Consider the following 25,476-nt stretch of genomic DNA (forward strand, 5'->3'; position numbering starts at 1 on the left):
GGAATCTGGGATGGTGGTGTGCCTGTGACCAGCGCATACTGTGTTCATGCTGGAGGTCCGGGCGGAAAAGTTGCGCCGGGAGGTGCTCGCGGTCGCGGGATCGGGTGCCGGTGTCACGCAGCTGCACCAGCGCGCCATCGAACTGGTCGGTGAGACGGTGCGCAGCGACCTGACGTGCTGGGCGATGCTCGACCCGGAGACACTCGCGATCAGTTCGATGACCAGCGGGCGCAGCCGGATACCGCAGCAGTACGAACCGCTGCTCGCCGAATCGGAGTACAACGGCGACGATCCGGGCACGTTCGCCGAACTCGCCCGCAGCGGCCGAACCGTCGCGCGTGCCTCGGACTTACCCGCGGACGAGGTCGCGCACAGCCTCCGCCACGGCGCGGTGTGGGCGCCGCTGCAGCTCGGCAGCGAGGTCCGAATCGTGTTCCGCGTCGACGGTGTGTGCTGGGGCGCAGCCGGATTCGTGCGGTCCGGGCCGGATTTCACCGACCGTGAGCTCGAGTTCCTCACACTCGTGGCTCCCGGCCTGGCGGTCGCGACGCGGGCCGCATCCGTACACGCCCCGGCGGTCTCCGGTCGCGGCGACCAGGGTCCGGCGGTGGTGGTCACCGACGCCGCCGGCGATCCGATTGCGCTCACGGCCGCTGCCCGTGGCTGGCAGGACCGCTTCGACGAGGTCGCCCCGGGCAGGCTGACCGTGGTGCTGCGGGCCGCGACGTTCGGAGCGCGGTCGAGCGGTTCGGGGATCTTCAAGGCGCGTGTGCGCGACGCGGAGGGCGGCTGGATTCTGGTGCGCGCCACGGCCTTGATCGGCGGCGACGAACCGCAGACGGTGGTCACCCTCGAACCCGCCGTCGGCGGCGAGCTCACCGGATTGTTGCTCGCGGCGTATGCGGTGACCGCACGCGAGCGTGACGTGTGCGCCGATGTGATGGCCGGCTACGCGACGTCCGAGATCGCGGACCGCCGCGGCATCACTGTGAACACCGTCCAGGACCACCTGAAATCGGTGTACGCGAAGGCCGGGGTCCGCAGCCGCGCGGAGCTCGCCGCTCGGCTGCGGACCGGTCGCGAGCACTAGCGGCGGCTCACGAACCGGCCCCGCCCTCCACGGCGGCTCAGCGCGGTTCGGGCCGTTCCTGGTAGCACTTGAAACTCAGTGCGAGACGGCCACGCCCGTGTGTCATCGAGCGCAGGGCGACCGGATAGTCGGTGACCTCGCTCGTCGGCACCGACGCGATGACGGTGACCTCGCCGTCCCCTGCCGGTTCGGTGCCCTCGATCTGGCCGCGGCGCCGTCCGAGATCCGCCATCACGTCGCCCTGAAGCGCCGACGGCACCGTGACCTCGACGTGGTCGACGGGTTCGAGGACGAGGGTGCCCACCTTGTCGATGGCCGCACGGAGGGCGAGTGCCCCCGCCATCCGGAAACTGAAATCGTCGGAGTCGACCGAGTGATGCTTGCCGTCGAGAACGGTGGCCCGCAGGTCGACAAGCGGAAACCCGTGCCGGCCTCCGCGTCCCATCGATTCGGCGATCCCCTTGCCGACCGCGGGGATGAGGGACTTGGGTATCACTCCACCGCGGGTCTCGTCGACGAACTCGTAGCCCTCGTTGCGGGGGAGCGGCTCGAAGCGGACCGTCGCCACCCCGAACTGGCCGTGGCCGCCGCTCTGCTTCTTGTGGCGGCCCTCCGTCTCCACGGTGCCGAGCAGCGTCTCGCGGTACGCGATCTTGACGGGTTCGGTCTGGAGGGTGATGCCGTACCGCCGCTTCAACCGGGTCAGCGCCACCTGCACGTGCACATCGCCGGCGCCCCGGACCACCGTCTGGTGGGTTTCGCTGTCGCGGGTCACCTCCAGCGTCGGGTCGTCGCTGACGAGCTCCGTCAGGGCGGTCGCCAGTTTGTCCTCGTCGCCCGCGCTCTCGGCGGCCACGGCGATTCCGTAGACGGGACGCCGGTGCACGATCGGGGGCACGGTGAGGGACGAGCCGATCGGCGCGAGGGTGTCACCCGTCGAGACGTCGGTCAGTTTGATGGCGCCGACGATGTCGCCCGCCTCCGCGGTGTCGATCGCGGTGTGTTTGCTGCCGAGGACGCGAAGCAGGTTGTGCAGGCGCTCCTTCGCTCCGGTGCGCTGATTGACGAGGACGTCGTCGGCGTGCACGGTGCCGGACAGGATCTTCACCAACGCCACCTGCCCGACGTACTCGTCGGTCTGCGTCTTGAAGACGTACGCGAGCGGATCACCGGACGGATCGCACCGCACCTCGGCGACCCCGTCGCCGTGAACCTCGATGCCCGGGACCTCCGACGGTGCGGGCGCGATCCGGCACACGAAGTCGAGCAACCGGTCGACGGCGATCGCATCGACCGCCGACCCGCACAGCACCGGCCACAGCGAGCCCGCCGCGAAACCCGCGCGGAGCGCGTGCTCGAGTTCGGCCACGGAGATGTCCTCCCCGTCGAGATACTTCGAGAGCAGGTCGTCCTCGATCTCGACCACGTCCTCCACGAGATGCTCGTGCTGTTCGTGCTCGCGGTCGGCGATATCGGCGGGCAGTTCGTCGCTCGTGTTCGCGGACCCGCTGTCGTAGAGGATGACGTGCTCGGTGAGGAGATCGGCGACCCCGGTGAACGCCGACGCCTCGCCGACGGGCAGGTCGACCGGCTCGACCCCGGACCCGAAATGGTCGCGGATACCGGCCAGGACGACGTCGAACGACGCCCGCTCCTTGTCCATCTTGTTCACGAACAGGATGCGCGGGATGGAACGCTCACCGGCCGCCTGCCACAGCAACTCGTCGTTCACCTGCAGACCGCTGACGCCGTCGATCACGAACACGGCGACGTCCGCGACCCGGAGAGCGGTCATCGCGTCGCCGATGAAATCGGCATAACCCGGCGGGTCGAGCAGGTTGATCCGGTAGTCGCCCCACGAGAAGGAGGCCAGGCCGAGCGCCAGCGACTGCGTGCGGTCGTGCTCTTCCGGTTGGGTGTCGAGCACGGTGTTACCGCTCTCGACGCGTCCGGGCCGGGTGACGACACCGGCGCGGAAGAGCATCGCCTCCGCGAGCGTCGTCTTCCCGTTACCCTGATGTCCCATCAGAGCGATATTGCGGATCAGATCCGTCTCGGTCGTCACTGCCACCCCCACCACAGCACTGTCGTTGGGTCGCTCCCGACGATACAGCGCGCGCGACCGTCGGCGAGGCGTTATCTTCCACCTGTCCAGGTGGGCGCGACCTCGTTCCACCACACCCGACAGCGAATGGAGACCGGCATGGCTTCGGACGACTTCCTCGTCGAACGTTCCACCGTCATCGATGCGAGCCCCGACGTCGTTCAGCCGCTCCTCGACAACTTCCGGCAGTGGCAGTCGTGGTCGCCGTGGGAGAACGTCGATCCCGACCTGAAACGCACGTACTCCGGCCCCGAGTCGGGTGTCGGCGCCGCCTACGCCTGGGAGGGCAATCGCAAGGCGGGGGCGGGGTCGATGGTGATCACCGAGTCGGTGCCCGGTTCGAAGGTCGTGCTCGACCTGAAGTTCCTCAAACCGTTCAAGGCGGACAACGTCACGACGTTCCTCCTCGAACCGAACAGCGCCGGGACCACCGTCCGCTGGCAGATGACCGGCAAGACCAACCGTTTCTTCAAGATCGTGGGAGTCCTCTTCCCGATGGACAAGATGGTGGGCAAGGACTTCGAGAAGGGGCTCGCGCAACTGAAGGCGACGGCCGAGCAGCGTTAGGCGTCGGTTCCCGTCGTCAACTCGAGGTCGGTCATCGTCTTGAAGCGGGGTGTGCCGTCGCTGTCGTTGCGTGCCTGTTCCATCACGAGGCGGGCGGACCGTCCGTTCAGGTGGAGCGTCGCGACCTGGTCGCCGAAGAACGGTCCGGCGACCTTCGACCAGTCGATGGGAACGGGTGGCACCCGCGACACCCGGCCGAGGATGAAACGCACGGTCCGCTCGGTCGCGCGCCGCCACGAGATCCGGAACGTCACTTTCATGGCGGCCGGAACGTAGTTGTGCAGGGGAGAGCACGTCAGCTGATACACCAGTGACTGCAGCTTCTCGGCGTAGTGCGCCTGCGCGACATAGGCGTGGTGGACGTCCCCGGACAGCACCGAGATGGTGGACGGCGCCCGGCCGGCCGGACCGGCCTTGCGGCCTGCTCCGACCTCGGCGAAGAGGCGGGCCAACCGGTCGAACGAGTCACGGAACGCCGCCCAGTGCTCGAGGTCCGCACCCCGCCGGATCTTCTCCGCCACGGCCGCCACCCGCGGGCCGCGGGACCCGGCGGCGAGTCGTTCGTCCCAGGACTCGAGGTCGTGCAGGGCGCGGGGCAGCAACCACGGCAGCGACGTCCCGACGAGCAGATGGTCGTAATCGCCCTCGGTCTGACGTTCGATCCAGGAGAATTCGGGGTCGGACACCATCTCGCGGCGACCGCCGGAGAGGACACGACCACACCGCGAGTCGATGACGAGCAGCCGCGCGACCCCGAGGTCCCGGCGATACGACCATTGCGTGCCCTTCGCCCCGTCCGCTTCCTCGTCGGCGGCCGACGCGAATTCGCGGAGCATCGGCTCGACGTCGCCGCCGTGCTTCCGAACCCGTTGATACAGTTCATTTTCGGCGAGCAGGCTCGGCGCCAGGTTCCCGAGGTGCTGGTACACCCAGTACGAGGACAGCGCGCCGACGATGCGCTCCTCCCACCACGACGTGGCCTCGAGTTCGGCACGCCAGGATTCCGAGGTGTTCCAGTCGTCCCGGACGTCGTGGTCGTCGAAGATCATCGACGTCGGCACCGTCGACATCAGCCAGCGCACCTGAGGGTCCGTCCACGACTCGGCGTAGAGCCAGGTGTACTCCTCGAAATTGCGCACCTGCGGCCCCGGCGGCTCTTTCACGTCGTGGATCTCGGCGACCCGGGCCTCGGTCTCGGGGGAGAGTTCGTCGGCGTACACCTGATCCCCGAGCAGTAGCAGGGCGTCGGGCCACTGGTCCGGGGACTGTTCGGCCATCCGCACCGCGTAGGCGTCCAGCGCGTCGGCGCCGAGGTGCCGGTTGTCCTCCGTCGTGGACATCGTGGCGAACCGGCACGACCCGAACGTCAGGACGAGCGTGTCGTCGTCCTCCCGGAGGGTGCGGATCACCGACGGGACGGCACTCGGCAACGGCCACACCGCGCGGCCGTCGAGGGTCACCTCGTACGGGGTGGTCGACCCGGGCTCCAGACCCTCCACGACGACGAGCGCATAGTGGTGACCCGACACGTTCCACGTGCGCTCCTCGTGGCCGAGGACCCGGACGGTGCATGCCTCCGACGTCTCGACCCACACCGTCGCATCGCACGTGCCGACATGCCTCAGCAGTGGCCCCAGAATCAGCTCCGCCACGGCGTCACCTTGCCGGAATTCTCTTCGCGCGTGACGGATACATACGTTCAGCCTACGGATCCCCGAGCAAACCCGAGAAGGCTTCCGCCGCGAAAGAGTTGTGGGGTTCGCGGCGACTCGTGGTGATTCGCCAGGAGGTGCCGTCACCTGGTACCACTTTGGTATCATGGGTACATGGCCATGACATTGCGACTGACTGAGGAGCAGGAGCGCGCGCTCACGCTTCTCGCCGACGCTCAAGGTGTCAGCAAGCAGGAGGCGACCGTCCGCGCGATCGTGGAGGCTGCTGCCCGACACACCCATGACGAGCGGGTTCGCGCGCTGTCCCGTGGCGGCCGCGAGCGGTATGCCACTTTGCTGGACCGCCTCGCTCAGTGACGATCGACTACCTGACTCTCGAGGACTTGCTCGCGCTGGCCGAGGATCTCGGCGTTGCGTCCGTCCGGGACCTCGGACTGCTCGACTCGGCGGCTCATCGTCCGCAGACGTCATTGGTCGGCGAGGAGGCGTACCCGTCGATTCACGACAAGGCTGCCGTTCTGCTCGAGTCCCTGACGAGGAACCAGGCGCTGGTCGACGGGAACAAGAGGCTGTCCTGGCTGGCGGTTCACGTGTTCTATGGACTGAACGGCTACGACCTGGATGCTCCCGAAGATCCGGCGTACGACTTGGTCATCGCTGTGTCGAGCGGGGAGCAGGGGTACCGGGAGGTGTCGCGGCAGCTCGCTGATTGGGCGCGTCCCGTCTGAGTGTCGCTACATCCGAAGATCCCTGTCGGACAGTATGTGTCGGAGGGTTCGGCTAGCCTGTCGCGCATGGCTGAACCAGTGAAGGGTCCCGCGTCGTATTTCCCGTCGATCGAGGAGAAGTACGGTCGGCCGATCAGTGAATGGCAGACGCTCATCCGGGCGTCCGAGCTGACCAAGCACATGGAGTTGGTGAGCTGGCTGAAGTCCGAGCACGGCCTCGGTCACGGCCACGCCAACGCGCTGGTCGCCCACACCCTGAAGGAGGACGCCGCCGCCTGACGGCCCCGGTCCGGGTTCGGCGCGGGAGGTTCCTCGCCGCCCTGGCGCAGCCATCTCCGGACCTCTCGCCGCGATGAATCCGATATTCGGCCGCGGGCTATCATTCCGACGACGAATCTGGTGTCGAGGGTTCTGCTGTCGAAGGGAATCGAAGTGAGCACGAAAATCGAACAACTGGAGTTCCAGGCGGAGACCCGCCAGCTCCTGGACCTCATGATCCACTCGGTGTACTCCAACAAGGACTCGTTTCTGCGGGAGCTCATCTCCAACGCGTCGGATGCGCTGGACAAGTTGCGGCTCGAAGCCTTCCGCAACAAGGAGCTCCACGTCGACACGTCGGATCTGCACGTCGAGATCGAGGTGGACGCGGAGAAGCGCACGCTGACCGTCCGCGACAACGGCATCGGCATGTCGCACGACGAGGTCGTCGACCTCATCGGCACGCTGGCCAAGTCCGGCACCGCAGACCTGCGCCGCAAGTTGAAGGAAGCGAAGGACGCCGCCGCCTCCGAGGAACTGATCGGACAGTTCGGCATCGGCTTCTACTCGACGTTCATGGTCGCCGACAAGGTGACGCTGCTGACGCGGAGGGCCGGCGAGAGCGAGGCCACGCGCTGGGAGTCGAGCGGCGAGGCCACCTACACGATCGAGGCGGTCGACGACGCCCCGCAAGGCAGCTCCGTCACCCTGCACCTCAAGCCCGAGGACGCCGAGGATCACCTGCACGACTACACGTCGGAACGGAAGATCAAGGAACTCGTCAAGCGCTACTCCGACTTCATCGCGTGGCCGATCCGGATGAACGTCGAGCGCACGGTTCCCGCGGAAGGCGACGGTGAGGACGAGGTCACCACGACGTCCGAGACGATCAACTCGATGAAGGCGCTGTGGGCGCGATCGAAGGACGACGTCTCCGAGGACGAGTACAAGGAGTTCTACAAGCACATCGCCCACGCCTGGGACGATCCGCTCGAGGTCATCCCGATGAAGGCGGAGGGCACGTTCGAGTTCCAGGCACTGCTGTTCATCCCGTCCCACGCCCCGTTCGACCTGTTCATGCGGGACGGGAAGACGGGTGTGCAGCTGTACGTCAAGCGCGTCTTCATCATGGACGACTGCGACCAGCTGATGCCGGAGTACCTCCGCTTCGTCAAGGGTGTGGTCGACGCTCAGGACCTGTCCCTCAACGTGTCTCGTGAGATCCTTCAGCAGGACCGGCAGATTCGTGCCATCCGGCGCAGGCTCACCAAGAAGGTCCTCACCACGATCAAGGACCTGAAGACCGAGCGGCCCGACGACTACCGCACGTTCTGGGCGGAGTTCGGCCGCGCGGTCAAGGAAGGCCTGATGTCGGACACCGACAATCGGGATGTGCTGCTGGGTATCTCGTCGTTCGCGTCCACCCACAGCGAGGAGGAGCTCACCTCGCTCGAAGACTACGTGGCACGGATGAAGGACGGTCAGGAACAGATCTTCTACGCGACCGGCGAATCCCGGCAGCTGCTCGAGAGCTCACCGCACATGGAGGCTTTCCGCGCGAAGGGCTTCGAGGTGCTGCTGCTCACCGATCCCGTGGACGAGATGTGGGTCGGCGCCGTGCCGGAATTCGACGGCAAGTCGTTCCAGTCGATCGCCAAGGGCGAGGTCGATCTCGACACCGAGGAAGACAAGAAGGCACACGAATCGGAGCGGGAGGAGCAGGAGAAGGACTTCGCCGGCTTGCTCTCCTGGATGGCCGACGCGCTGAGCGAGCAGGTCAAGGAGGTGCGACTGTCCACGCGGCTGACCACATCACCGGCCTGCATCGTCGGCGACGCCTTCAGCATGTCGCCGGCGTTGGAGCGGATGTACCGGGCGTCCGGGCAGCCCGTCCCCGTGACGAAGCGCATCCTCGAGCTGAACCCGACCCACCCGCTCGTCACCGGGCTGCGGGAGGCGCACGGCGAACGCAACGAGGATCCGGCGCTGGGGGAGACCGCGGAGCTCCTCTACGGGATGGCGTTGCTGGCAGAAGGCGGCGAACTCGAGGATCCCGCCCGGTTCACCACCATGCTCGCCAACCGTCTCGCCAGGACGGTGTAGTTCACCTTGCTGGTATTGGTCACGGGGGGAACAGGGTTCGTCGGGGCATGGAGCGCGAAGGCGGCGGTGGACGCCGGTCACCGGGTGCGCTTCCTCGTGCGGGATCCTGCTCGCCTCGTGACCAGTGCCGCGGCACTCGGACTCAACACATCGAATCACGTCGTCGGTGACATCACGGACGCCGAGTCCGTGCGCCGCGCGCTCGACGGCTGCGACGCCGTCGTCCACGCCGCCGCCGTGGTCGCGGTCGACCCGCGGCGCGCGGAGGAGATGCTGCAGACCAACCTGGCCGGCGCGCAGAACGTGCTGGGAACCGCGGTCGAGCTGGGCCTCGATCCGATCGTCTACGTCTCGAGTATCGCTGCGCTGTTCCAGCCGGGGGCCCGGCTGCTCACTCCCGACCTGCCGGTGTGCGGGCCCCCCGACGCCTACGGCCGGAGCAAGGCACGTGTGGAGCAGTACGCTCGCGACCTTCAGGCCGACGGCGCACCCATCGCGATCACCTATCCGGGCATGATCATCGGCCCGCCGGCGGGGACCCAGTTCGGCGAGGCCGCCCAGGCAGTCGAGGCCGCCGTCCACCTGCGGGGTCTGCCCGGGCGGGGCGCCGCGTGGACGATGGTCGACGTCCGGGAGGTGGCGAGCGCGCACGCCGCCCTCCTCGAGCAGGGACGCGGTGCCCGCCGGTACATGCTCGGTGGTCCCCGGATTCCGATCGCGGGGATCGCCGAGATGCTGGGCGTGATCACCGGCAAATGGATGGGCGTGTTCCCGGTTCCGGACGCCGCGCTGCGCCTGGTGGGCAGGCTGGTCGACGCCGTCGACCGGTTCGTCCCCATCGACACCCCGATCTCGGAGGCCGCGATGGAGTACTACACGCGGATGCCGGACACCGACGACCGGCCGAGCGAGAGCGAACTGGGTGTGAAGTACCGCGATTCGGCGGAAACCCTGGCCGACACCGTTGCCGGGCTGGCGGAGGCGGGCCGACTGTGAGCTTTACTCGTGCGGAGTTGGAGTCGTTCCGCGACGCCGAGGTTCCGGACCTCATCGGACCGGGCTGCAGGCTGCTGTTCGTCGGTATCAACCCGGGACTGTGGACCGCCGCGACCGGGGCGCATTTCGCGCGCCCGGGCAACCGCTTCTATCCGGCCCTGCTGGCCGCCGGGATCATCGAGCGTCCGATCGACCCGACGTCCGGGATGTCGGACGCGGATCGCCATCACCTGATCGAGCGGGGTGTCGGCATCACCAACCTGGCCCCGCGCGCCACGGCGAAAGCGGACGAGTTGTCCGGCGAGGAACTGGCCGTCGGAGCCGAGCGCCTGCGCGCCGTGGTCCGCGGCACCGCTCCCCGGGTGGTCGCCGTCGCCGGAATCACCGCCTATCGCACGGCATTCGGGGAGCGTGCCGCGAAGAAGGGTAAGCAACCCCGCGACCTCGAGGGCGCGGAGTTGTGGCTGGTACCCAATCCCAGCGGGCTCAACGCCCACGAAACCGTCGCCACCCTGGCCGCGTCGTACCGCGAGGCGGCGATCGAGGCGGGAAGCGTTTCCGGCTGACCGGGCGGGTCGCTAGGCTGCGGAGATGACCGTCGTCTACAACCTCTTCTTCGTCTGCCACCTGCTCGGCATGGCCGCCCTCGTGGGCGGTTATTTCGCGGTGCTCGGAGCGCCGCGGATCTCCGAGGTGATGGTGTGGGGTGCGCGGCTCCAATTCGTGACGGGACTGATCCTGGTCGGGCTCGGCGAGGCCGTACTGGACAAGGACTACAACCACGTCAAGATCGGCGTGAAGCTTGTGCTCTCACTGGTGGTGGTCGCGCTCGCCGAGATCGTCCGGGGCAAGCAGAAGAAGGGGCAGGAGAACCCGAACCTGGTCCACGTGACCGGTGGGCTCGGCATCGTCACCGTCTTGGTGGCCGCACTCTGGACCTGATCTCGGGCGGGCATCACTTCTTTGGTGGAGCAAGGATTTTCATCGCGAGTCGCTGCGCGGACTCGGGCATCCGGTCCTTCATCGACATCGCGAACTCGCCCGCCTTCGTGCGCACGGACGTGCCCCTGCCGAACCGCCGGTTGAAGGCGGATCCCTCGGTCGGCTGATCGAAGTGGAGGGGCGGGGCGCCGTCCGCGGCGCCGAGTGCGCGCCCGATCACCATCCGCTGAATCTCGCTGGTGCCCTCGAAGATGGTGTACAGCTTGGCGTCCCGGTACCACTTCTCGACGGGGTGGTCGCTGATGTACCCCCACCCACCCATCGTCTGCAGTGCGCGTTCCGTGGTCTTCACCGCGACCTCCGACGCCGCGAGTTTCGCCATCGAACCCTCGCCGTGGCGGAACTCCACGCCCGCCGCCGCCATCCACGACGCCCGCCACGTGAGCAGCCGCGCGGCGTCGATCTGGGTCGCGAGGTCGGCCAACGGAAATGCGATGCCCTGGTTGTCGATGATGGGGCCGCCGAATGCCTCGCGGCGGTTCGCGTACTCGGTGGCGTATTCGAGCGCGGCGCGGGCGATGCCCAGCGCCTGAGCGGCGACCATGGGGCGTGTCTGCTCGAACGTGCCGAGGGTGGCCGATTTGCGTTGGGGCGCGCCGGTGGCCACCTCCTCCTGCACCTCACGGGCCTTCCGCATGCGGTTCTGCAGCTTGTCGTCGCCGCCGAGCAGGTGGTCGGCGGGTACCCGCACCTGATGGAATTTCAGCTCCGCCGTGTGCGACGCGCGGCAGCCCAGCTTGTCGAGCTTGCGGACGAGTTCGATACCCGGGCTTCCGCCGGGGACCACGAAGAGCGCCTGCCCGCGATGGCCCAGATCCGGATCGACGGTCGCGTTCACCACGTGCACGTCGGCGATGCCCCCGTTGCCGATCCACATCTTGTGGCCCTCGATCACCCACTCGTCGCCGTCGCGCGTCGCGGTGGTCCGCAGATTCCGCACGTCGCTGCCGCCCTCGGGTTCCGAGATACACAGTGCCGCGAGTTTCAGGTTGCCAGGCTCGCCGAAGCACTCCGGCGCCCACCGCAGCATCTGCTCCGGCGTCGCGGCCTGCCCGATCGACGACAGCGCCAGCGCGGGCATCACGACGGCCAGCCCGATTCCGGCGCAACCCCAGAACAACTCCTCCATGAACAGGGGGAGGGACAGGCCGGTCGGGTCGCCGATGAGGTCGCGGTAGAACAGCGGACTGTAGAAACCCTCTTGGGCGGCCTTCTCGAGAACGTCCCAGGGGAACTCCTGCGCGCGGTCGTGCTCGGCAGCCACCGGTCGGATCACGTTCTCCGCGAAGGCGTGCGTCCGCTCGACGAGGTCTTTCTGCGCCGGAGTGAGAGCGAGGCTGAAAGTCATGGCAGTCCCTCGGTTGCCGCGTTGGTGTGCAACAACGTAACACTCACGACTCGCCGCTACCGGAGTTCACGATATCTCAAAATACGGGAGGACTATCCCATTATCTGGTCGATGTTGCTAGCGTCGAGGCATGAACGGCGACGAGACGGTCTACACCCACGGTCACGACGAATCGGTGCTGCGAAACCATCGGTGGCGCACCGCCGAGAACTCCGCCGGTTATCTGCTCCCGCACCTGCGCGCAGGCATGACGTTGCTCGACGTCGGGTGCGGGCCGGGCACGATCACCGCCGACCTCGCCGGACTCGTCGCACCCGGAGTCGTCACCGCCGTCGAGATGAACGACGACGCGCTGTCCCTCGCCCGGAACGAATTCGCGAAGCGGGGAGTCCCGAACACCCTGACCGTGGTGTCGGACGTCCACGCCCTGAACTTTCCCGACGACAGCTTCGACGTCGTGCACGCGCATCAGGTCCTGCAACACGTCGGTGACCCGGTGCAGGCGCTGCGCGAGATGAAGCGGGTGTGCAGGCCCGGCGGAATCGTCGCCGCCCGCGACGCGGACTACGGCACCTTCACGTGGTTTCCGGCGACACCGGAACTCGACGAATGGCTGACGCTCTACAAAAACATCGCGCGGGCGAACGGTGGTGAACCGGACGCCGGCCGCCGCCTGCGGGCCTGGGCACACGAGGCGGGTTTCGCCGACGTCGTGAACACCGCGAGCACGTGGTGCTTCTCCTCCGACGAGGATCGCGAGTGGTGGGGAGGGTCCTGGGCTGATCGCTCGCTGCAGTCGAACTACGCAGACCGCGCGCTCGAACTGGGGCTCGCCACCGAGGCGGACCTGGAACGCATCGCTGCGGGCTGGCGTTCGTGGGTGCGGGAGGACGACGGCTGGTTCGCGCTCCTGCACAGCGAGATCCTCTGCCGCGTGTAGCAGCGCGGAGGGAAAATCTCGCGACGAGTGCCCGAGGATGGAACACTCGCCCCATGACGACGTTACGGGTGGGTCGACTGTGGTTGGCGGGACTGATGGTGGCTCTGATCGGGCTGGTGCTCGTTCCCGGCGCCTCCGCGACCCCGAACCGAGCAGTCTTCTCCGGCGCATCGGACCAGGTGATCACCGTCTACGCGCCATCCGCGGGGGCAGTGGTCGCCGAACTGACCGCCTGGGAACGGAATGCGGACGGCACGTGGCAGGTGTTCGCGGGCCCCGTCCCCGCCGACGTCGGCGCGGAGGGAATCGGCGCGGCGAACGAATTCTCCACCCGCACGCCGGCCGGTGTCTTTCCGCTGTCGCAGGCGTTCGGCCGGCAGCCCGCACCGGAGACGGCGATGCCGTACTTCCAGTCCGATCGACGTGACTGGTGGGATGCGAATCCACTCTCGCCGACCTACAACACGCACGTCCGGCAGGACGCGAGCCCCGGTGGGAACAGCGAGAATCTCTACGCGGCTGGACCGCTGTACGACCACGCGGTCGCGATCGGCTACAACGCCGCCCGCATTCCCGGCCTCGGTTCTGCGATGTTCCTGCACGTCACGGACGGCACCACCACCGAAGGGTGCGTCGCCATCGACCGCGGCACGCTGACGTCAGTCCTCGGCCGGCTCGACCCGGCGAAGAACCCGGTGATCGAGATCGCCGTAGGCGCGTAGCACCCGTGAGTGGTTGACGAGTCCCTGGACTCGTCAACCACTCACGGGCGGCGGAGCCGCCTACAGGCCGGGACGCTTGCCGATGGTGAGGGTGGGGGTGGAGACGCCGGCGAAGAAGTCCTCGCCCTTGTCATCGACCACGATGAACGCGGGGAAGTCCTCGACCTCGATCTTCCAGACCGCTTCCATGCCGAGTTCTTCGTACTCGACGATCTCGACCTTCTTGATGCAGTCGAGGGCGAGACGCGCCGCGGGACCGCCGATGGACCCGAGGTAGAAGCCGCCGTACGACTTGCACGCGTCGGTGACCTGCTTGGAGCGGTTGCCCTTCGCGAGCATCACCATCGAGCCGCCCGCGGCCTGGAACTGCTCCACGTAGGAGTCCATGCGACCGGCAGTGGTGGGTCCGAAGGAGCCGGACGCCATGCCGTCGGGGGTCTTGGCCGGACCGGCGTAGTACACCGGGTGGTCCTTGAGGTACTGCGGCATGTCCTCGCCGGCGTCGAGCCGTTCCTTGATCTTGGCGTGGGCGATGTCGCGTGCGACGACGAGCGGGCCGGTCAGCGACAGCCGTGTCTTCACCGGGTGCTTGGACAGCTCGGCGAGGATCTCGGGCATCGGCTTGGTGAGGTCGATCTTCACGGCGGCGCCCTTGCCGGTGCCGGAGATGCCGTCGGTCTCGGCGTCGAGTTGGGCGTCGGTGACCTCGGGGAGGAACCGGCCGGGGTTGAATTCGAGCTGCTCGAGGAAGACGCCCTCGGGGGTGATCTTCGCCTTGGCCTGGCGGTCCGCCGAGCAGGACACGGCGAGAGCGACGGGCAGTGAGGCGCCGTGGCGGGGGAGGCGGATGACGCGGACGTCGTGGCAGAAGTACTTGCCGCCGAACTGTGCGCCGATGCCGATCTGACGGGTCAGCTCGAGCACCTTCTCCTCGAGTTCCAGGTCGCGGAAGCCGCGGCCCGTGATCGCTCCCTCGTTGGGGAGTTCGTCGAGGTAGTGCGCGGACGCGTACTTGGCCGTCTTGAGCGCGAACTCCGCGGACGTGCCGCCGACGACGATCGCGAGGTGGTACGGCGGGCAGGCCGCGGTGCCGAGGGCGCGGATCTTCTCTTCGAGGAACCGCATCATGCCGTCCGGGTTCAGGATCGCCTTGGTCTCCTGGAACAGGTAGGACTTGTTGGCGCTGCCGCCGCCCTTGGCCATGTACAGGAACTTGTAGGCGTTCTCGTGGCCGGTCGCCGTGTCGGCGTAGAGCTCGATCTGGGCGGGGAGGTTGCTCCCGGTGTTCTTCTCGTCCCACATCGTGATCGGCGCGTTCTGCGAGTACCGCAGGTTGAGCCGGGTGTAGGCGTCGTAGACGCCCCGGGCGATGGCCTTCTCGTCGTCGCCGGGGGTGAGGACGTGCTGGCCGCGCTTGCCCATGACGATCGCGGTGCCGGTGTCCTGGCACATCGGCAGCACGCCGGCCGCGGAGATGTTGGCGTTCTTGAGCAGATCCAGTGCCACGAACTTGTCGTTGCCCGAAGCCTCGGGGTCGTCGAGGATGCTCGCGAGCTGCGTCAGATGGTCGCTGCGCAGGTAGTGAGAGATGTCGTGGAGCGCGGTCTCGGTGAGCAGGCGCAGCGCCTCGGGCTCGACGGACAGGAAGGTGCGGCCGTCGGGTCCTTCGACGGTCGACACCCCCTCGGTGGTCAGCAGCCGATACTCGGTGGGGTCCTCACCGATGGGCAGCAAGTCCTCGTAGAGGAAGTCGGCCATTCTATCTCCTGGACAGCGGGTTGTGTGAAGTTCGTATCCAGGCTAGACGCGGGCTCCGGCGGCCCTGTGACGCGGGGGCATGCTTCGACCTGCGCAGTGGCGTGGCTCACAGAGGTTTCACAGACAAATCCGTACACTTGACTTGATGCGTGTTCACGAACCAGATCGGCCGGCCGAATGACCCTTGAAGTCCAGTACGCCGGAGCTGTCGACAGCGAGACGTCCGGTGGACGCGCGAAGCGGCCCGTGCTGCACGCCTACCTCGACATCGCGATCGTGGTGGTCGTCCTCGTGGCCACGAATCTGATCGCACACTTCACCACCGCGTGGGCGAGCATCGCCACCGTTCCCATCGCCGCTGTCGTGCTGCTCGTGCTCACCCGCCGTCGCGGACTCGGCTGGGCCGAGCTGGGGCTCTCGCCCCGGCACTGGCGAAAGGGCTCGCTGTACGCGCTGGCGGCGATGGGACTCGTGATCGGCGTCGTGGCGATCGGCGCGGCCCTGCCGATCACCCGCCCCTTCTTCATGGCCGACCGGTACGCCACCCTGTCCGGTGCGCTGGTCGCGTCGATGATCGTCATCCCGTTGCAGACCGTCATCCCCGAGGAGCTCGCGTTCCGCGGCGTGCTGCAGGGCACCCTCGGCCGGGTCTACGGCGCACGCGGCGTGTTCGCGGCCGGATCGCTGATGTTCGGTCTCTGGCACATCGCGTCGTCGCTGGGACTGACGTCGGGTAACAAGGGGCTGTCCGGTTTCCTCGGAGGCGGGGTTGTCGGTCAGGTGCTGGGCATCCTGGGGGCAGTCGTCGCCACCGCCGCCGCGGGCGTCGTGTTCACCTGGCTCCGTCGCCGCAGCGGCAGCCTGATCGCGCCCATCGCGCTGCACTGGTCGCTGAACGGCGCGGGCGCGCTCGCAGCCGCCATCGTGTGGCACACGACCATGGCCTGAGTCCGGGAGTCAGCCGGTTTCCGGCGTGCCCAGCCATTCGAGCAGCTTTTCGTACACCGACTCGTGGTTGAGCATCGTGAAATGGTTCGCGGACGCGAGGTGCATGCCGTGCTCGTCGCGGAAGCCGATCATCCGCGTCCTGTTCCGGCCGGACGCGCTCGGCACGAGCACCATGCCGTCGCCGAGCAGGCGACCCAGCGGATGCCGCGGGCTGCGCGTGATGGTCGCGGAGACGAAGTAGTACGTCACGCCGTCGAGGAGTGGGACCTCGTTGCACGCCGCGGCGCGGAGTGCGTCCGGATCGCGATCGCGCCAGTCCTCGTCGACGAGTGAACCCTGGTTCAGATCCCGGATGCCGGCGCTCCTTCTGCGCAGGAGCCCGGAGATCGCGCGCGTCTCCGGCAGTGCGGCCAGGCCGGCACTCGCATAGTGGACGGCCTGCTCCAGTGGGGCGCCGAGGTGGGGCGAGCCGAGACTCACGACCTGCCGAACCCGTCTCACCCACGGCCGGTCGTCGAGGAAGGCGATCCGGCAGGCGCTGCGGGCCACGAGGCCTCCCATGGAATGCCCGACGAGTGCGATCGACTCGACCTCGACCGGCCAGTTCTCGGTGACCGCGTCCAGAAGTTCGGACAGGCTCCTGCCGTTGTCCGAGATGTGCCTGCCGGAGTTGTACCGGATCTGCAGCGCCGTATGCCCCAGGTCCGTCCCGAGCCGTTCACCGTAGGTGGGACGGCGGCCCAGCGCCCACGCGTCTTCGGTTTCGACGAGTCCGTGCAGGAAAACGACGATGCGGCCGCCGGCGTGCGGGAAGGCGTCGGCGAGCGTGGATGCGTCCGGCGCGAGCGCGACACCGTTCACCCGTATCGCCAGGGGTTCGGCGAGCGGCGATCCCTCGGATTCCAGTACGTCACCGATCAGCCCCTGGATCGCGGCGATGGCCGGGGCTCCGCGGCGTGTCTGGGACGGGGCGAGATTCTCCGACGACGGGAGATCCAGGAACCGTCCTGCGAGGGAGCCGCCGAGACGCGCGGTGTCGGCGACGAGTGTGTACACGGCGCCCGAGATCTCGTCGTGGAGCAGCTTTGCAGGAAGGGCGTGGGAGCCGACGCCGAGCCGGATGCCGGCAAAGACGCGATCCGCGATGGCGCGGTGGATGCTGCCGATGCCGGTGGCCGCGCCCCCGATTTCCTCGAGGGCCAGCCGGGCGAGGGCCCGCACCTCGGAGCGGCGTCTGATCTGCGCGTCGGTCACGAAATTTGAGTGTACGCATGTGCACTGAGATGTGCGCGTGTTACGGAAGGGCCGAGAATATGCGGTGCGGCCGATTATTTCGAGAATAAATCAACCGTGAAGCGGGAAAGTTGATCTTCGATGGTCGACTCAATTGGTCGCCCGACCAATTCCGGGAAAAATGCTGGTGACGCGGATAATGAACATGTTCACGTAGGGAATTGGCCGTCGTGATAGATACGTGATTGAGTCGATCGAAGGTCGCCGACAACGCCGTGACGGGGTCCGCGCGCCTGAAGCGTGCGAACCCCGTCACGGGTGTTCAAGTCTTGTGCCAGCGAAAATGCTAGCCAATCGTGGCCGCGGCCGCGGTTGCGGCGTCTGCGCCACCGCCCAATGCGTCGGCGGAACCCGAGAAGAAGTCCAGGGCACCGGCGAGGTCGGAGAAGGCGGAGAAGAATTCGGACAGGAAGGCGAGATCCATGCTTTTAACTCCTTGCTCGGTTGTGGGCATTTATGTCGGCGCTGAGCGGGCGCCGGATTCATTCCTACCGTTATTGAAATGAGATCGCAATCCGAAGGTTTAACCGAAATGAAACGCGGGGCGAATTACCGGGTTCCGACCAGGTGAGAAGCCCGTGTCCGGATTCACATCCGACGCTCGGGATCCCACGATGTGGGAGCCGCGGCCGTGCTCGAATACGCCGTCGGCGGGCGTCGGCGGGGCTATCCTCGTCCCACGACGTGTAGCGCCTTCCGGACATACCGACGTATAGGGGAATCCATCATGCGCAAGACCATCGTCACCGGTATCGCGGTCGCGGCCATCGCGCTGCTCGGTGCGGCCGGCTGTTCCGACGACAGCTCGAACGAGGCCCCGATCGCGACCACGACGACCTCGTCGGCGTCCGAGCGGGTGGAGGGCGCGATCAGCAGCGTGCAAGCCACGGCGTCGTCCGCCGTCAACACCGCGCGCGAGGCCACCCAGAACGCGATCAACTCGGCCATCGCGGCGGTCCCGATCGGATTCGAGTCGGGAACCGCCGAGCTCAACGCCGTCTCGGACGTGACGATCAAGGCGGTGGCCGCCGCGATGAAGGCCGGCGACAGCAAGATCGAGATCGAAGCGTACGCCACCAACTCGGACGAGGCGGCCGCCGAACTACTCGCCGATCAGCGCGCCCAGGCCGTCGCCAACGCGCTCGAAGCGCAGGGCGTCGACAAGGGCCGCATCTCGGTCGACGGAACGGCCAACCCGCCCGAAGGTGTCAACGTCGATCAGGCGGAGATCACCGTCGAGGACAGCTGACCGGCCCGGTCAGTGCAGGACCGCCCGGTGCTCGTTGCTGTACGGGATATGCTCGGCGGTTCTGCCTTCGCGAAGTTTGAGGACCCACTCGGGATCGGACAGCAGTGCGCGGCCGATGGCCACGAGATCGAACTCGCCGTTCTCGTACTGCGCGAGCAAGCGGTCGATACCGGCGGTGTTCGACGCGCCGTCCGAGGTGAAGGCCGTCGTGAACACGTCGTCGAGGCCCACCGAACCGACCGTGATGGTGGGTAGTCCGGTCAGCCGTTTGGTCCAACCCGCCAGGCCGAGTTCCCCGTCGTCACCGGCCAGCTCGGGGAACGCCGGATCCCAGTGCCTGCGGGTGGACGGGTGCAGCACGTCGACACCGGCGTCGACGAGGGGCGCGAGCACGGCCGCGAGTTCGTCGGGGGACTGCGCGATCCGCGAGTCGTAATGGTTCGACTTCCACTGGCTGAAGCGGTAGACGATCGCGAAGTCCTCGCCGACGGCCTCGCGGATCGCTGCGACCACCTCGACGGGGAATCGGGTGCGGGCCTCGAGGGATCCGCCGTAGCCGTCGGCCCGGACGTTGGTCCGGTCCCACAGGAACTGGTCGAGAAGGTAGCCGTGCGCCCCGTGCAGTTCGATGCCGTCGAAGCCCACGTCGCGCGCGTTGACGGCGGCCGCCACCCAGGCCTCGCGCAGCGCGTCGAGATCGAACGCGGTGAATTCGCGTCCCAGGCGGGTTCCGTCCAGGGCGATTCCGGACGGGCTGGCGGTGGTCACGTCCGGATTCATGCGGGGCTGCGGGCCGCGTTCGACGCCCAGATGCCACAGCTGCGGGATGATCTGCCCGCCCTCGTCGTGGACCGCGTCCACCACCGATTTCCAGCCCGCCAGGCTGTCCTGGCCGTAGAGGACCGGCACCCGGGTGTGCGATCCGGCGGCCGGGTCGGGAATGTACGTCCCCTCGGTGATGACGAGTCCGACCCCGCCTGCCGCGCGTCGGCGATAGTACGCCGCCACATCGTCCCCGGGAACGCCGCCTGGGGAGAAAGCCCTGGTCATGGGTGCCATCGCGAAGCGGTTCCGTAGCCGGAGGGATTTGACGGCGAACGGCTCGAAGAGCCCGTCCACGGGTAGCGGTGTGTCGGTCATGCCTGTCTGCAACTGATCTTGGTTACGCACTATTCCTGCATACGGCCTGCTGTGTAGTTGTAATCTGAAGTCACAGTCGACACTCGCTGCCGGTGCGTGGGCTCTCGTCCACGCCCGGTCTGACGGGAGGGTGCACTGATGGGCACGAACGACGGAAAACCTGCCGATCTGGTGCTGTTCGGTGACGTGGTCACCATGAACGACGCCGCTCCACGCGCTCGGGCGGTCGCGGTGCGTGACGGTCGGATCGCCGCCGTCGGCAACGATTCTGCGGTGTTTCCGCTGATCGGACCGGCAACGATCACGGTCGACCTGCACCGCGCGTGCATACTCCCCGGCTTCATCGAGGCGCACGGCCACCCACTGAATTCCGCGGTGTTGCTCGGCGAACCGGTGGTGGACGTCAGGCCGGTGACCATCGCCGATGCGGGGGAGGTGGTCGACGCCGTACGCCGCGCCGTCGACGAACACCCCGACGGCGCCGTGCTCAACGGCTGGGACCCCCTGCTCCAGAAGGGACTGCCCGAACCGACCCGGGAATGGCTCAATTCGATCGCTCCCGACACGTCCCTGGTGATCCTGCACAACACCGGCCACGTGGCCTATTTCAACGACGTCGCCGCGCGGGATTCCGGATTGACCAAAGACACACCGGACCCCGAGGGCGGTAGTTTCGGCCGCGACGAGTCGGGTGAACTTGACGGTTCGGCGTTCGAGGCGCCCGCGGTGATGGCGGTGGCCGCCACGATCCTCGCCGGAGCCAGCACCCGGCTCCCGGAGCTCCTCGCCGCGGAATGCGCGCGGATGAACGCGGCAGGGATCACCACCGCCAGTGAAATGGCGTTCGACCCACGCTTCCGGAGCGCCCTGACCGCGTTCGCCCGGTCCGGCGCGCTCACCACCCGGCTGCGGCTGTACGAGATGTCGAACCCGGAGCGCGCCACGGACGTCTCACCCGGAGTCGGCAACGACCTGCTGCGCCAGGTGGGCATCAAGATCTGGTCGGACGGCTCGCCGTGGGTGGGCAACGCGGCCACCAGCTTTCCGTACCTCGACACGGACGTCACCCGGGCGCTCGGCCTCGCCGGAACGCGTGGGGAGGCCAATTACACGACGGACGAGATTCTCGAGATCAGCAAGCCGTACTTCGAGAACGGCTGGCAGATCTCCTGTCACGCCAACGGCGACGCCGCGGTCACGCTGGTGCTCGACGCATGGGAGCGGATGCTGGCCGACTCCCCACGCGAAGATCACCGGCTCCGGCTCGAGCACGTCGGTGCGATGACCCCGGACCAGTTCCGCCGAGCGACCGAACTCGGCGTCACGTGCAGCATTTTCGTCGACCACCTCTACTACTGGGGCGACGTGCTCGTCGACGACCTCTTCGGTCCCGAGCGCGGAGCACGTTGGGCGGCTGCAGGTTCCGCGATCAAGGCAGGACAGCGGATCTCGTTCCACAACGACGGCCCGGTCACCCCGACCAACCCGCTGCGCAACATCGCCGACGCCGTCACCCGCCGCACCCGGTCGGGACGTGTGCTCGCTCCCGAGGAACGGATCTCCGTCCCGGACGCCCTGCGGGCGGAGACGATCAACTCGGCGTGGCACCTCCGGAGTGAGGACGCCATCGGGGCGATCGTCCCCGGTATGCACGCCGATCTCGTCGTGTTGTCGGCCAATCCGCTGCTGGTGGATCCCGACGACATCGCGGACCTCGAGGTGCTCGCCACGATCCTGGAGGGTCGAACGGTCTTCGGAAAGCTGGAGTGATCCGGGTGGCGCCCGGGTCGAGGGCTCTGCGGTCGATCGGGACGTCAGCCGGAAAGTGGATCCGGACTTCGGGTTACACCCGCAAATGGCTGGTTCTCGGCGTCGTGATCGGGATCGTCGCCGGGCTCGGAGCGGTCGTGTTCTACGTTGCGCTGAGGGAGGCGACGCAACTGCTGATCGTCGGCATCGGCGGCTACACCCCGCCCACCGCGGCGGGCGATGGTGGGGCGGTCGGCAGCCGGGAGTTCACGAGACCGTGGGCGATCCCGCTCGTGGTGTGCCTGGGTGGTCTGGTGTCGGGCATCATCGTGTTCACGCTGGCACCGGAGGCCGAGGGACACGGCACCGACGCGGCGATCGACGCCGTTCACCGGGACCCCCGGATGATCCGCGTCCGCGTCGTCCTCGTGAAGCTGGTCGCGTCCGCGATCACGATCGGGTCCGGCGGGTCGGGCGGTCGCGAGGGACCCACCGCGCAGATCTCGGCGGGTTTCGGATCGCTTCTCGCCCGCAGGCTGGACCTGTCCCCACGGGACGGTCGAATCGCCGTGGCGATCGGGATCGGCTCCGGCATCGGCGCGATCTTCGGCGCCCCGCTCGGCGGCGCGGTGTTGTGCTGCACGATTCCCTACAAGGAAGACTTCGATTTCGAGGTGCTCGTGCCGGCGCTGGTCACGTCGATCGTCAGCTACACCGTGTTCGGCAGCTTCCTCGGTTTCGGGCCACTGTTCGGGTATGCCGCTCAGGATTACGTCTTCGACACCCCGGTCCAGCTGGTGTGGTTCGCGCTCATCGGTGTGCTCGGCGGCCTGATCGGATTGTTGTACAGCGGGACGTTCTACACGGCCGTCGATCTCACTCACCGGCTGCCCGGCAGCCGGATCGTCAAACCGGCGGTCGGCGGACTGCTCGTCGGGCTGATGGCGCTCGTGTTGCCGGAGGTGCTGGGCAGCGGTTACGGCTGGATCCAGCAGTCGATGGCCCGCGGCGACCTCACGGCCATCCCGCTGTGGGTGGTGTTGCTCCTGCCGTTCGCGAAGATCCTCGCGACGTCGCTGTCCATCGGCTCGGGGGGATCAGGCGGCATCTTCGGCCCGGGAATGGTGATCGGGGCGTTCACCGGCGCCGCGGTGTGGCGACTGCTGGAACCGATCGCCCCGGGCGTCCCCGACAATCCGGCGCCCTTCGTCATCGTCGGCATGATGGCCTGCTTCGGGAGCATCGCCCGCGCGCCTCTCGCGGTGATGCTGATGGTCGCGGAGATGACGGGAAGCGTCGGTGTGCTGGTGCCGGGGATGATCGCCGTCGGCCTCGCCTATCTCATCGTGCGCCGATCGGGGAAGACGATCTACCGGGCGCAGCGCGAGAACCGCGCGGAGGCTCGGCTCGCCCCGGGATGATCGGATCGGGGTCCGTGTGTGGAGGGCCGGGTGGATTCCGGCATGCTTGTGGCCATGACTGTTCACGTTCCTCAGTACGTCGACCTCCTCTGGCCAGCGCTTCAGGCTGCCATTGCTCTCGGTGGTTCGGCGTCCAACGAGGAACTCGACAGCGCCGTCGTTGAGCGAGAAGGACTTTCGTCCGACGTGCAGGGGGTGCTGCACGGTGACGGTCCGAGCACCGAGATCGAGTACCGCTTGGCGTGGGCCCGCACCTACCTCAAGGGGATGGGTCTGCTCACGAACAGCCGGCGCGGGGTGTGGAGCGTGACGGCGAAGGGCCGCGAGGTCGCCGAGAGCGAGATCCGCCCCCTGCACGCCGAGTTCTCCGCCGAGAACCGCAAGAAGAACGCCGCCCGCAAATCGGCGAAGGCGGCGTCCCGCCGCAACGACGAACCGGATGCCAACATCGCCGAGGCCGAGAACGACGCGGACTGGAAGGACCTCCTCCTCGACACGGTCCTGAAGATGTCGCCGCCCGCGTTCGAGCGGCTGACCCAGCGGTTACTGCGGGAGGCCGGGTTCTCGAGCGCGTCCGTCACCGGTCGCGGCGGCGACGGGGACATCGAGGGACTCGGCGTGTACCAGTTGTCGCTGCTCAGTTTCCCCGTGTTCTTCCAGTGCAAGCGTTACAGCGGCAGCGTCGGTGCGGGGGCGGTGCGCGATTTCCGCGGCGCGATGGCGGGCCGCGGCGAGAAGGGCCTGCTCATCACCACCGGAACCTTCACCGGTGACGCCCGCACGGAGTCCAAGAGGGACGGGGCGCCGCCGATCGACCTCATCGACGGCGACCGGCTGTGCGACCTGTTGAAGGAGCATTCACTGGGTGTCCAGACCACCACGCGCCTCGTCGAGGACGTCGAGGTCAGGTCCGATTACTTCCACTCGCTGGAGCCGAAATGATGAGCGCTGGGTCACCTAACCGGCGCCCGGACACTCTTTCCCGTTGCGGTATGGCCACGAAGCGATCACGCAGGCCCTGAAGCGGTGCCGACAGCGTCCTCTCGTGTGTAAAGAGGAAGTTAAATACACATGTCGCTGACGTGAAGACGATCGAGGGAAGTCGAAATGACGACCACGGCGCCGTGGCCGTTGAAGGGCCACAGGGCACGGCCGCCCGCCGGGATGCTCGCGGACCGTCGCTTCGGGATGCTCGTCGACCAGTTCTTCCGACTCTTCCACGACAGCAGCCAGGGGGGCGGCGCGCTGGCCGTCTATCTCCACGGTGAACCGGTCGTCGACGTGTGGGCGGGATGGGCCGGCCGCGACACGTTCTGGCAGGACGACACGGTCACCCTCACGTTCTCCACCGGCAAGGGCGTCGCGTCCACCGTGCTGCACCGTCTCGCGGGACGCGGGATCGTCGACTACGACACGCCGGTGGCGCAGTACTGGCCCGAGTTCGCCGCCGAGGGCAAGGACGAGATCACGGTGCGCGAACTGCTGTCGCACCGCGCCGGACTGCACCGGGTACGCGGGCTCGTGCCCGGACCACTGAGTCTGATGGACCATTCCCTGGTCAGCGCCGCACTGGCCGCGGCGACCCCGGATCAGCGGCGGCTGAAGGTCCCCGGCTATCACGCGGTGACGTTCGGCTCCCTCGTTGCCGAACTGACGTCCCGCGCGGCTGGGAAACCCTTCACGGAACTGGTGCGCACCGAGGTCGCCGAACCGCTCGGGGTGAAGGAGTTCTGGTACGAGGTGCCGCCGGCCGAGCGTGCCCGGATCGCGAGGACCTTCCCGCACATCAACCCGTTCGGCGTTCCGTGGGGTGCCACGTCGTTCGCGATGTCGCGGCTGCCCGGTCTGCGCAACGTGGCCGACGCCGGCATGCCCGCCGGTTTCGATGCCCTCGTCCGCAACCCCGCGATCCACGACAGCGTGATGCCCGGGTGGAACGGCGTGTTCAGCGCCCGCGCGCTGGCGCGGATGTACGGGGCGCTGGCGAACGGCGGAACGGTCGGCGGTGTGGAGTTCCTCCCACCGGACGTCGTGGCGCAGCTGAGCCAGGTGCAGACGACGGCCCGCGACTACGTCCTGGGCATTCCGATGAACTGGCGGCTCGGCTACCACGCGGGGATGGTGGCACGTCGCAGGCAGCCGTCGAATACTTTCGGGCACTACGGGTTGGGCGGGTCGGGTGCGTTCGCCGACGCCGACACCGGGCTGTCGATCGCCTTCGTCACCAACCGGCTCGGCAACATGCTGACCCCGATCGCCGATCTCCGCCTGCCGAAGCTCGGCTCGACGGCGCTCGCCGTCGCCGAGAAGCTGTAGCCGGGCGGCTCGCGCCGCTGGTGGACCAATTCGATGTCGACGCGCCGTTTTTCGATCGACGCGAGCCTCCG

The 25,476-nt window shown here is 67.6% G+C and carries 24 protein-coding genes; 17 read left to right on the top strand and 7 right to left on the bottom strand.

Features of this window, described 5'->3' with window-relative positions:
* Positions 1 to 46 precede the first annotated feature (46 nt).
* Positions 47 to 1,090: a helix-turn-helix transcriptional regulator gene (locus PSR88_RS29920; RefSeq protein ID WP_037197403.1), complete on the top strand. Its 1,044-nt coding sequence runs from the start codon at positions 47 to 49 to the stop codon at positions 1,088 to 1,090.
* 37 nt (positions 1,091 to 1,127) lie between these two features.
* Here the strand turns inward: PSR88_RS29920 and PSR88_RS29925 are convergent, their stop codons facing one another.
* Entirely contained in the window at positions 1,128 to 3,155 is a 2,028-nt protein-coding gene (locus PSR88_RS29925; RefSeq protein WP_009479140.1) for an elongation factor G, read from the bottom strand.
* A gap of 138 nt (positions 3,156 to 3,293) precedes the next feature.
* Here PSR88_RS29925 and PSR88_RS29930 point away from each other — a divergent pair, with 138 nt between their 5' ends.
* A complete protein-coding gene (locus PSR88_RS29930; RefSeq protein WP_011597978.1) occupies positions 3,294 to 3,761 on the top strand; it encodes an SRPBCC family protein in 468 nt (155 codons plus the stop codon).
* On the opposite strand, the gene PSR88_RS29935 is transcribed toward PSR88_RS29930, so the two are convergent.
* A complete protein-coding gene (locus PSR88_RS29935) occupies positions 3,758 to 5,413 on the bottom strand; it encodes an alkaline phosphatase D family protein (RefSeq protein ID WP_011597979.1) in 1,656 nt (551 codons plus the stop codon). The genes PSR88_RS29930 and PSR88_RS29935 overlap by 4 nt on opposite strands.
* A gap of 174 nt (positions 5,414 to 5,587) precedes the next feature.
* Here PSR88_RS29935 and PSR88_RS29940 point away from each other — a divergent pair, with 174 nt between their 5' ends.
* From PSR88_RS29940 to PSR88_RS29970, 7 genes are all read left to right on the top strand, one after another.
* The gene (locus tag PSR88_RS29940) at positions 5,588 to 5,791 is read left to right on the top strand and encodes a hypothetical protein (RefSeq protein ID WP_016883351.1); all 204 of its coding nucleotides are present in this window, start codon (positions 5,588 to 5,590) and stop codon (positions 5,789 to 5,791) included.
* Complete coding sequence (locus PSR88_RS29945; RefSeq protein ID WP_009479144.1) at positions 5,788 to 6,162, top strand: type II toxin-antitoxin system death-on-curing family toxin; 375 nt, start codon at positions 5,788 to 5,790, stop codon at positions 6,160 to 6,162. The genes PSR88_RS29940 and PSR88_RS29945 overlap by 4 nt, the downstream gene beginning before the upstream one ends.
* Before the next feature lie 66 nt (positions 6,163 to 6,228).
* Positions 6,229 to 6,441, top strand: a complete 213-nt coding sequence (locus PSR88_RS29950; RefSeq protein WP_011597981.1) for a DUF4287 domain-containing protein — start codon at positions 6,229 to 6,231, stop codon at positions 6,439 to 6,441.
* Between the two features lie 153 nt (positions 6,442 to 6,594).
* The gene (htpG, locus tag PSR88_RS29955) at positions 6,595 to 8,523 is read left to right on the top strand and encodes a molecular chaperone HtpG (RefSeq protein WP_029539497.1); all 1,929 of its coding nucleotides are present in this window, start codon (positions 6,595 to 6,597) and stop codon (positions 8,521 to 8,523) included.
* A gap of 6 nt (positions 8,524 to 8,529) precedes the next feature.
* Positions 8,530 to 9,519: an SDR family NAD(P)-dependent oxidoreductase gene (locus PSR88_RS29960; RefSeq protein WP_016883349.1), complete on the top strand. Its 990-nt coding sequence runs from the start codon at positions 8,530 to 8,532 to the stop codon at positions 9,517 to 9,519.
* On the top strand, positions 9,516 to 10,085 hold the full coding sequence (locus PSR88_RS29965; protein WP_016883348.1) for a mismatch-specific DNA-glycosylase: 570 nt from the start codon (positions 9,516 to 9,518) through the stop codon (positions 10,083 to 10,085). The genes PSR88_RS29960 and PSR88_RS29965 overlap by 4 nt, the downstream gene beginning before the upstream one ends.
* Positions 10,086 to 10,110: 25 nt before the next feature.
* On the top strand, positions 10,111 to 10,461 hold the full coding sequence (locus PSR88_RS29970) for a hypothetical protein (RefSeq protein ID WP_009479149.1): 351 nt from the start codon (positions 10,111 to 10,113) through the stop codon (positions 10,459 to 10,461).
* 13 nt (positions 10,462 to 10,474) lie between these two features.
* On the opposite strand, the gene PSR88_RS29975 is transcribed toward PSR88_RS29970, so the two are convergent.
* Positions 10,475 to 11,869, bottom strand: coding sequence for an acyl-CoA dehydrogenase family protein (locus PSR88_RS29975; RefSeq protein WP_009479150.1), 1,395 nt, complete (start codon positions 11,867 to 11,869; stop codon positions 10,475 to 10,477).
* Between the two features lie 130 nt (positions 11,870 to 11,999).
* Here PSR88_RS29975 and PSR88_RS29980 point away from each other — a divergent pair, with 130 nt between their 5' ends.
* Together PSR88_RS29980 and PSR88_RS29985 are read left to right on the top strand one after the other, a co-directional pair.
* Positions 12,000 to 12,809 carry a class I SAM-dependent methyltransferase gene (locus PSR88_RS29980; RefSeq protein ID WP_009479151.1) on the top strand — a complete coding sequence of 270 codons (810 nt, stop codon included), beginning with the start codon at positions 12,000 to 12,002 and terminating at the stop codon, positions 12,807 to 12,809.
* A 53-nt stretch (positions 12,810 to 12,862) separates the two neighbouring features.
* On the top strand, positions 12,863 to 13,531 hold the full coding sequence (locus PSR88_RS29985; RefSeq protein WP_011597987.1) for a L,D-transpeptidase: 669 nt from the start codon (positions 12,863 to 12,865) through the stop codon (positions 13,529 to 13,531).
* A 60-nt stretch (positions 13,532 to 13,591) separates the two neighbouring features.
* Here the strand turns inward: PSR88_RS29985 and PSR88_RS29990 are convergent, their stop codons facing one another.
* The gene (locus PSR88_RS29990) at positions 13,592 to 15,289 is read right to left on the bottom strand and encodes a fumarate hydratase (protein WP_016883347.1); all 1,698 of its coding nucleotides are present in this window, start codon (positions 15,287 to 15,289) and stop codon (positions 13,592 to 13,594) included.
* Positions 15,290 to 15,466: 177 nt separating this feature from the next.
* Between PSR88_RS29990 and PSR88_RS29995 the strand changes: the two genes are divergently transcribed.
* Positions 15,467 to 16,237, top strand: coding sequence for a CPBP family intramembrane glutamic endopeptidase (locus PSR88_RS29995; protein WP_016883346.1), 771 nt, complete (start codon positions 15,467 to 15,469; stop codon positions 16,235 to 16,237).
* A 9-nt stretch (positions 16,238 to 16,246) separates the two neighbouring features.
* Here the strand turns inward: PSR88_RS29995 and PSR88_RS30000 are convergent, their stop codons facing one another.
* Together PSR88_RS30000 and PSR88_RS30005 are read right to left on the bottom strand one after the other, a co-directional pair.
* Positions 16,247 to 17,491: an esterase/lipase family protein gene (locus tag PSR88_RS30000; protein ID WP_016883345.1), complete on the bottom strand. Its 1,245-nt coding sequence runs from the start codon at positions 17,489 to 17,491 to the stop codon at positions 16,247 to 16,249.
* Positions 17,492 to 17,816: 325 nt separating this feature from the next.
* Positions 17,817 to 17,954: a hypothetical protein gene (locus tag PSR88_RS30005; RefSeq protein ID WP_009479155.1), complete on the bottom strand. Its 138-nt coding sequence runs from the start codon at positions 17,952 to 17,954 to the stop codon at positions 17,817 to 17,819.
* Positions 17,955 to 18,257: 303 nt separating this feature from the next.
* Between PSR88_RS30005 and PSR88_RS30010 the strand changes: the two genes are divergently transcribed.
* On the top strand, positions 18,258 to 18,779 hold the full coding sequence (locus tag PSR88_RS30010; RefSeq protein WP_005253674.1) for an OmpA family protein: 522 nt from the start codon (positions 18,258 to 18,260) through the stop codon (positions 18,777 to 18,779).
* Between the two features lie 9 nt (positions 18,780 to 18,788).
* On the opposite strand, the gene PSR88_RS30015 is transcribed toward PSR88_RS30010, so the two are convergent.
* Positions 18,789 to 19,919, bottom strand: coding sequence for an NADH:flavin oxidoreductase (locus PSR88_RS30015; protein ID WP_016883344.1), 1,131 nt, complete (start codon positions 19,917 to 19,919; stop codon positions 18,789 to 18,791).
* Positions 19,920 to 20,057: 138 nt separating this feature from the next.
* Between PSR88_RS30015 and PSR88_RS30020 the strand changes: the two genes are divergently transcribed.
* The 4 genes from PSR88_RS30020 (at position 20,058) to PSR88_RS30035 (ending at position 25,405) form a co-directional block, all read left to right on the top strand.
* Positions 20,058 to 21,689 carry an amidohydrolase gene (locus PSR88_RS30020; RefSeq protein WP_009479157.1) on the top strand — a complete coding sequence of 544 codons (1,632 nt, stop codon included), beginning with the start codon at positions 20,058 to 20,060 and terminating at the stop codon, positions 21,687 to 21,689.
* The gene (locus tag PSR88_RS30025) at positions 21,686 to 23,089 is read left to right on the top strand and encodes a chloride channel protein (protein ID WP_009479158.1); all 1,404 of its coding nucleotides are present in this window, start codon (positions 21,686 to 21,688) and stop codon (positions 23,087 to 23,089) included. Before PSR88_RS30020 ends, PSR88_RS30025 begins: the two co-directional genes overlap by 4 nt.
* Positions 23,090 to 23,131: 42 nt before the next feature.
* Complete coding sequence (locus PSR88_RS30030) at positions 23,132 to 24,031, top strand: restriction endonuclease (RefSeq protein WP_037197401.1); 900 nt, start codon at positions 23,132 to 23,134, stop codon at positions 24,029 to 24,031.
* A gap of 165 nt (positions 24,032 to 24,196) precedes the next feature.
* Positions 24,197 to 25,405 (top strand): serine hydrolase domain-containing protein, encoded by a 1,209-nt coding sequence (locus PSR88_RS30035; protein ID WP_016883342.1) that lies wholly within the window; start codon positions 24,197 to 24,199, stop codon positions 25,403 to 25,405.
* Positions 25,406 to 25,476: the final 71 nt, after the last annotated feature.

The organism is Rhodococcus sp. DK176 (genome assembly GCF_038447315.2).
Lineage (GTDB): Bacteria > Actinomycetota > Actinomycetes > Mycobacteriales > Mycobacteriaceae > Rhodococcus_F > Rhodococcus_F jostii_A.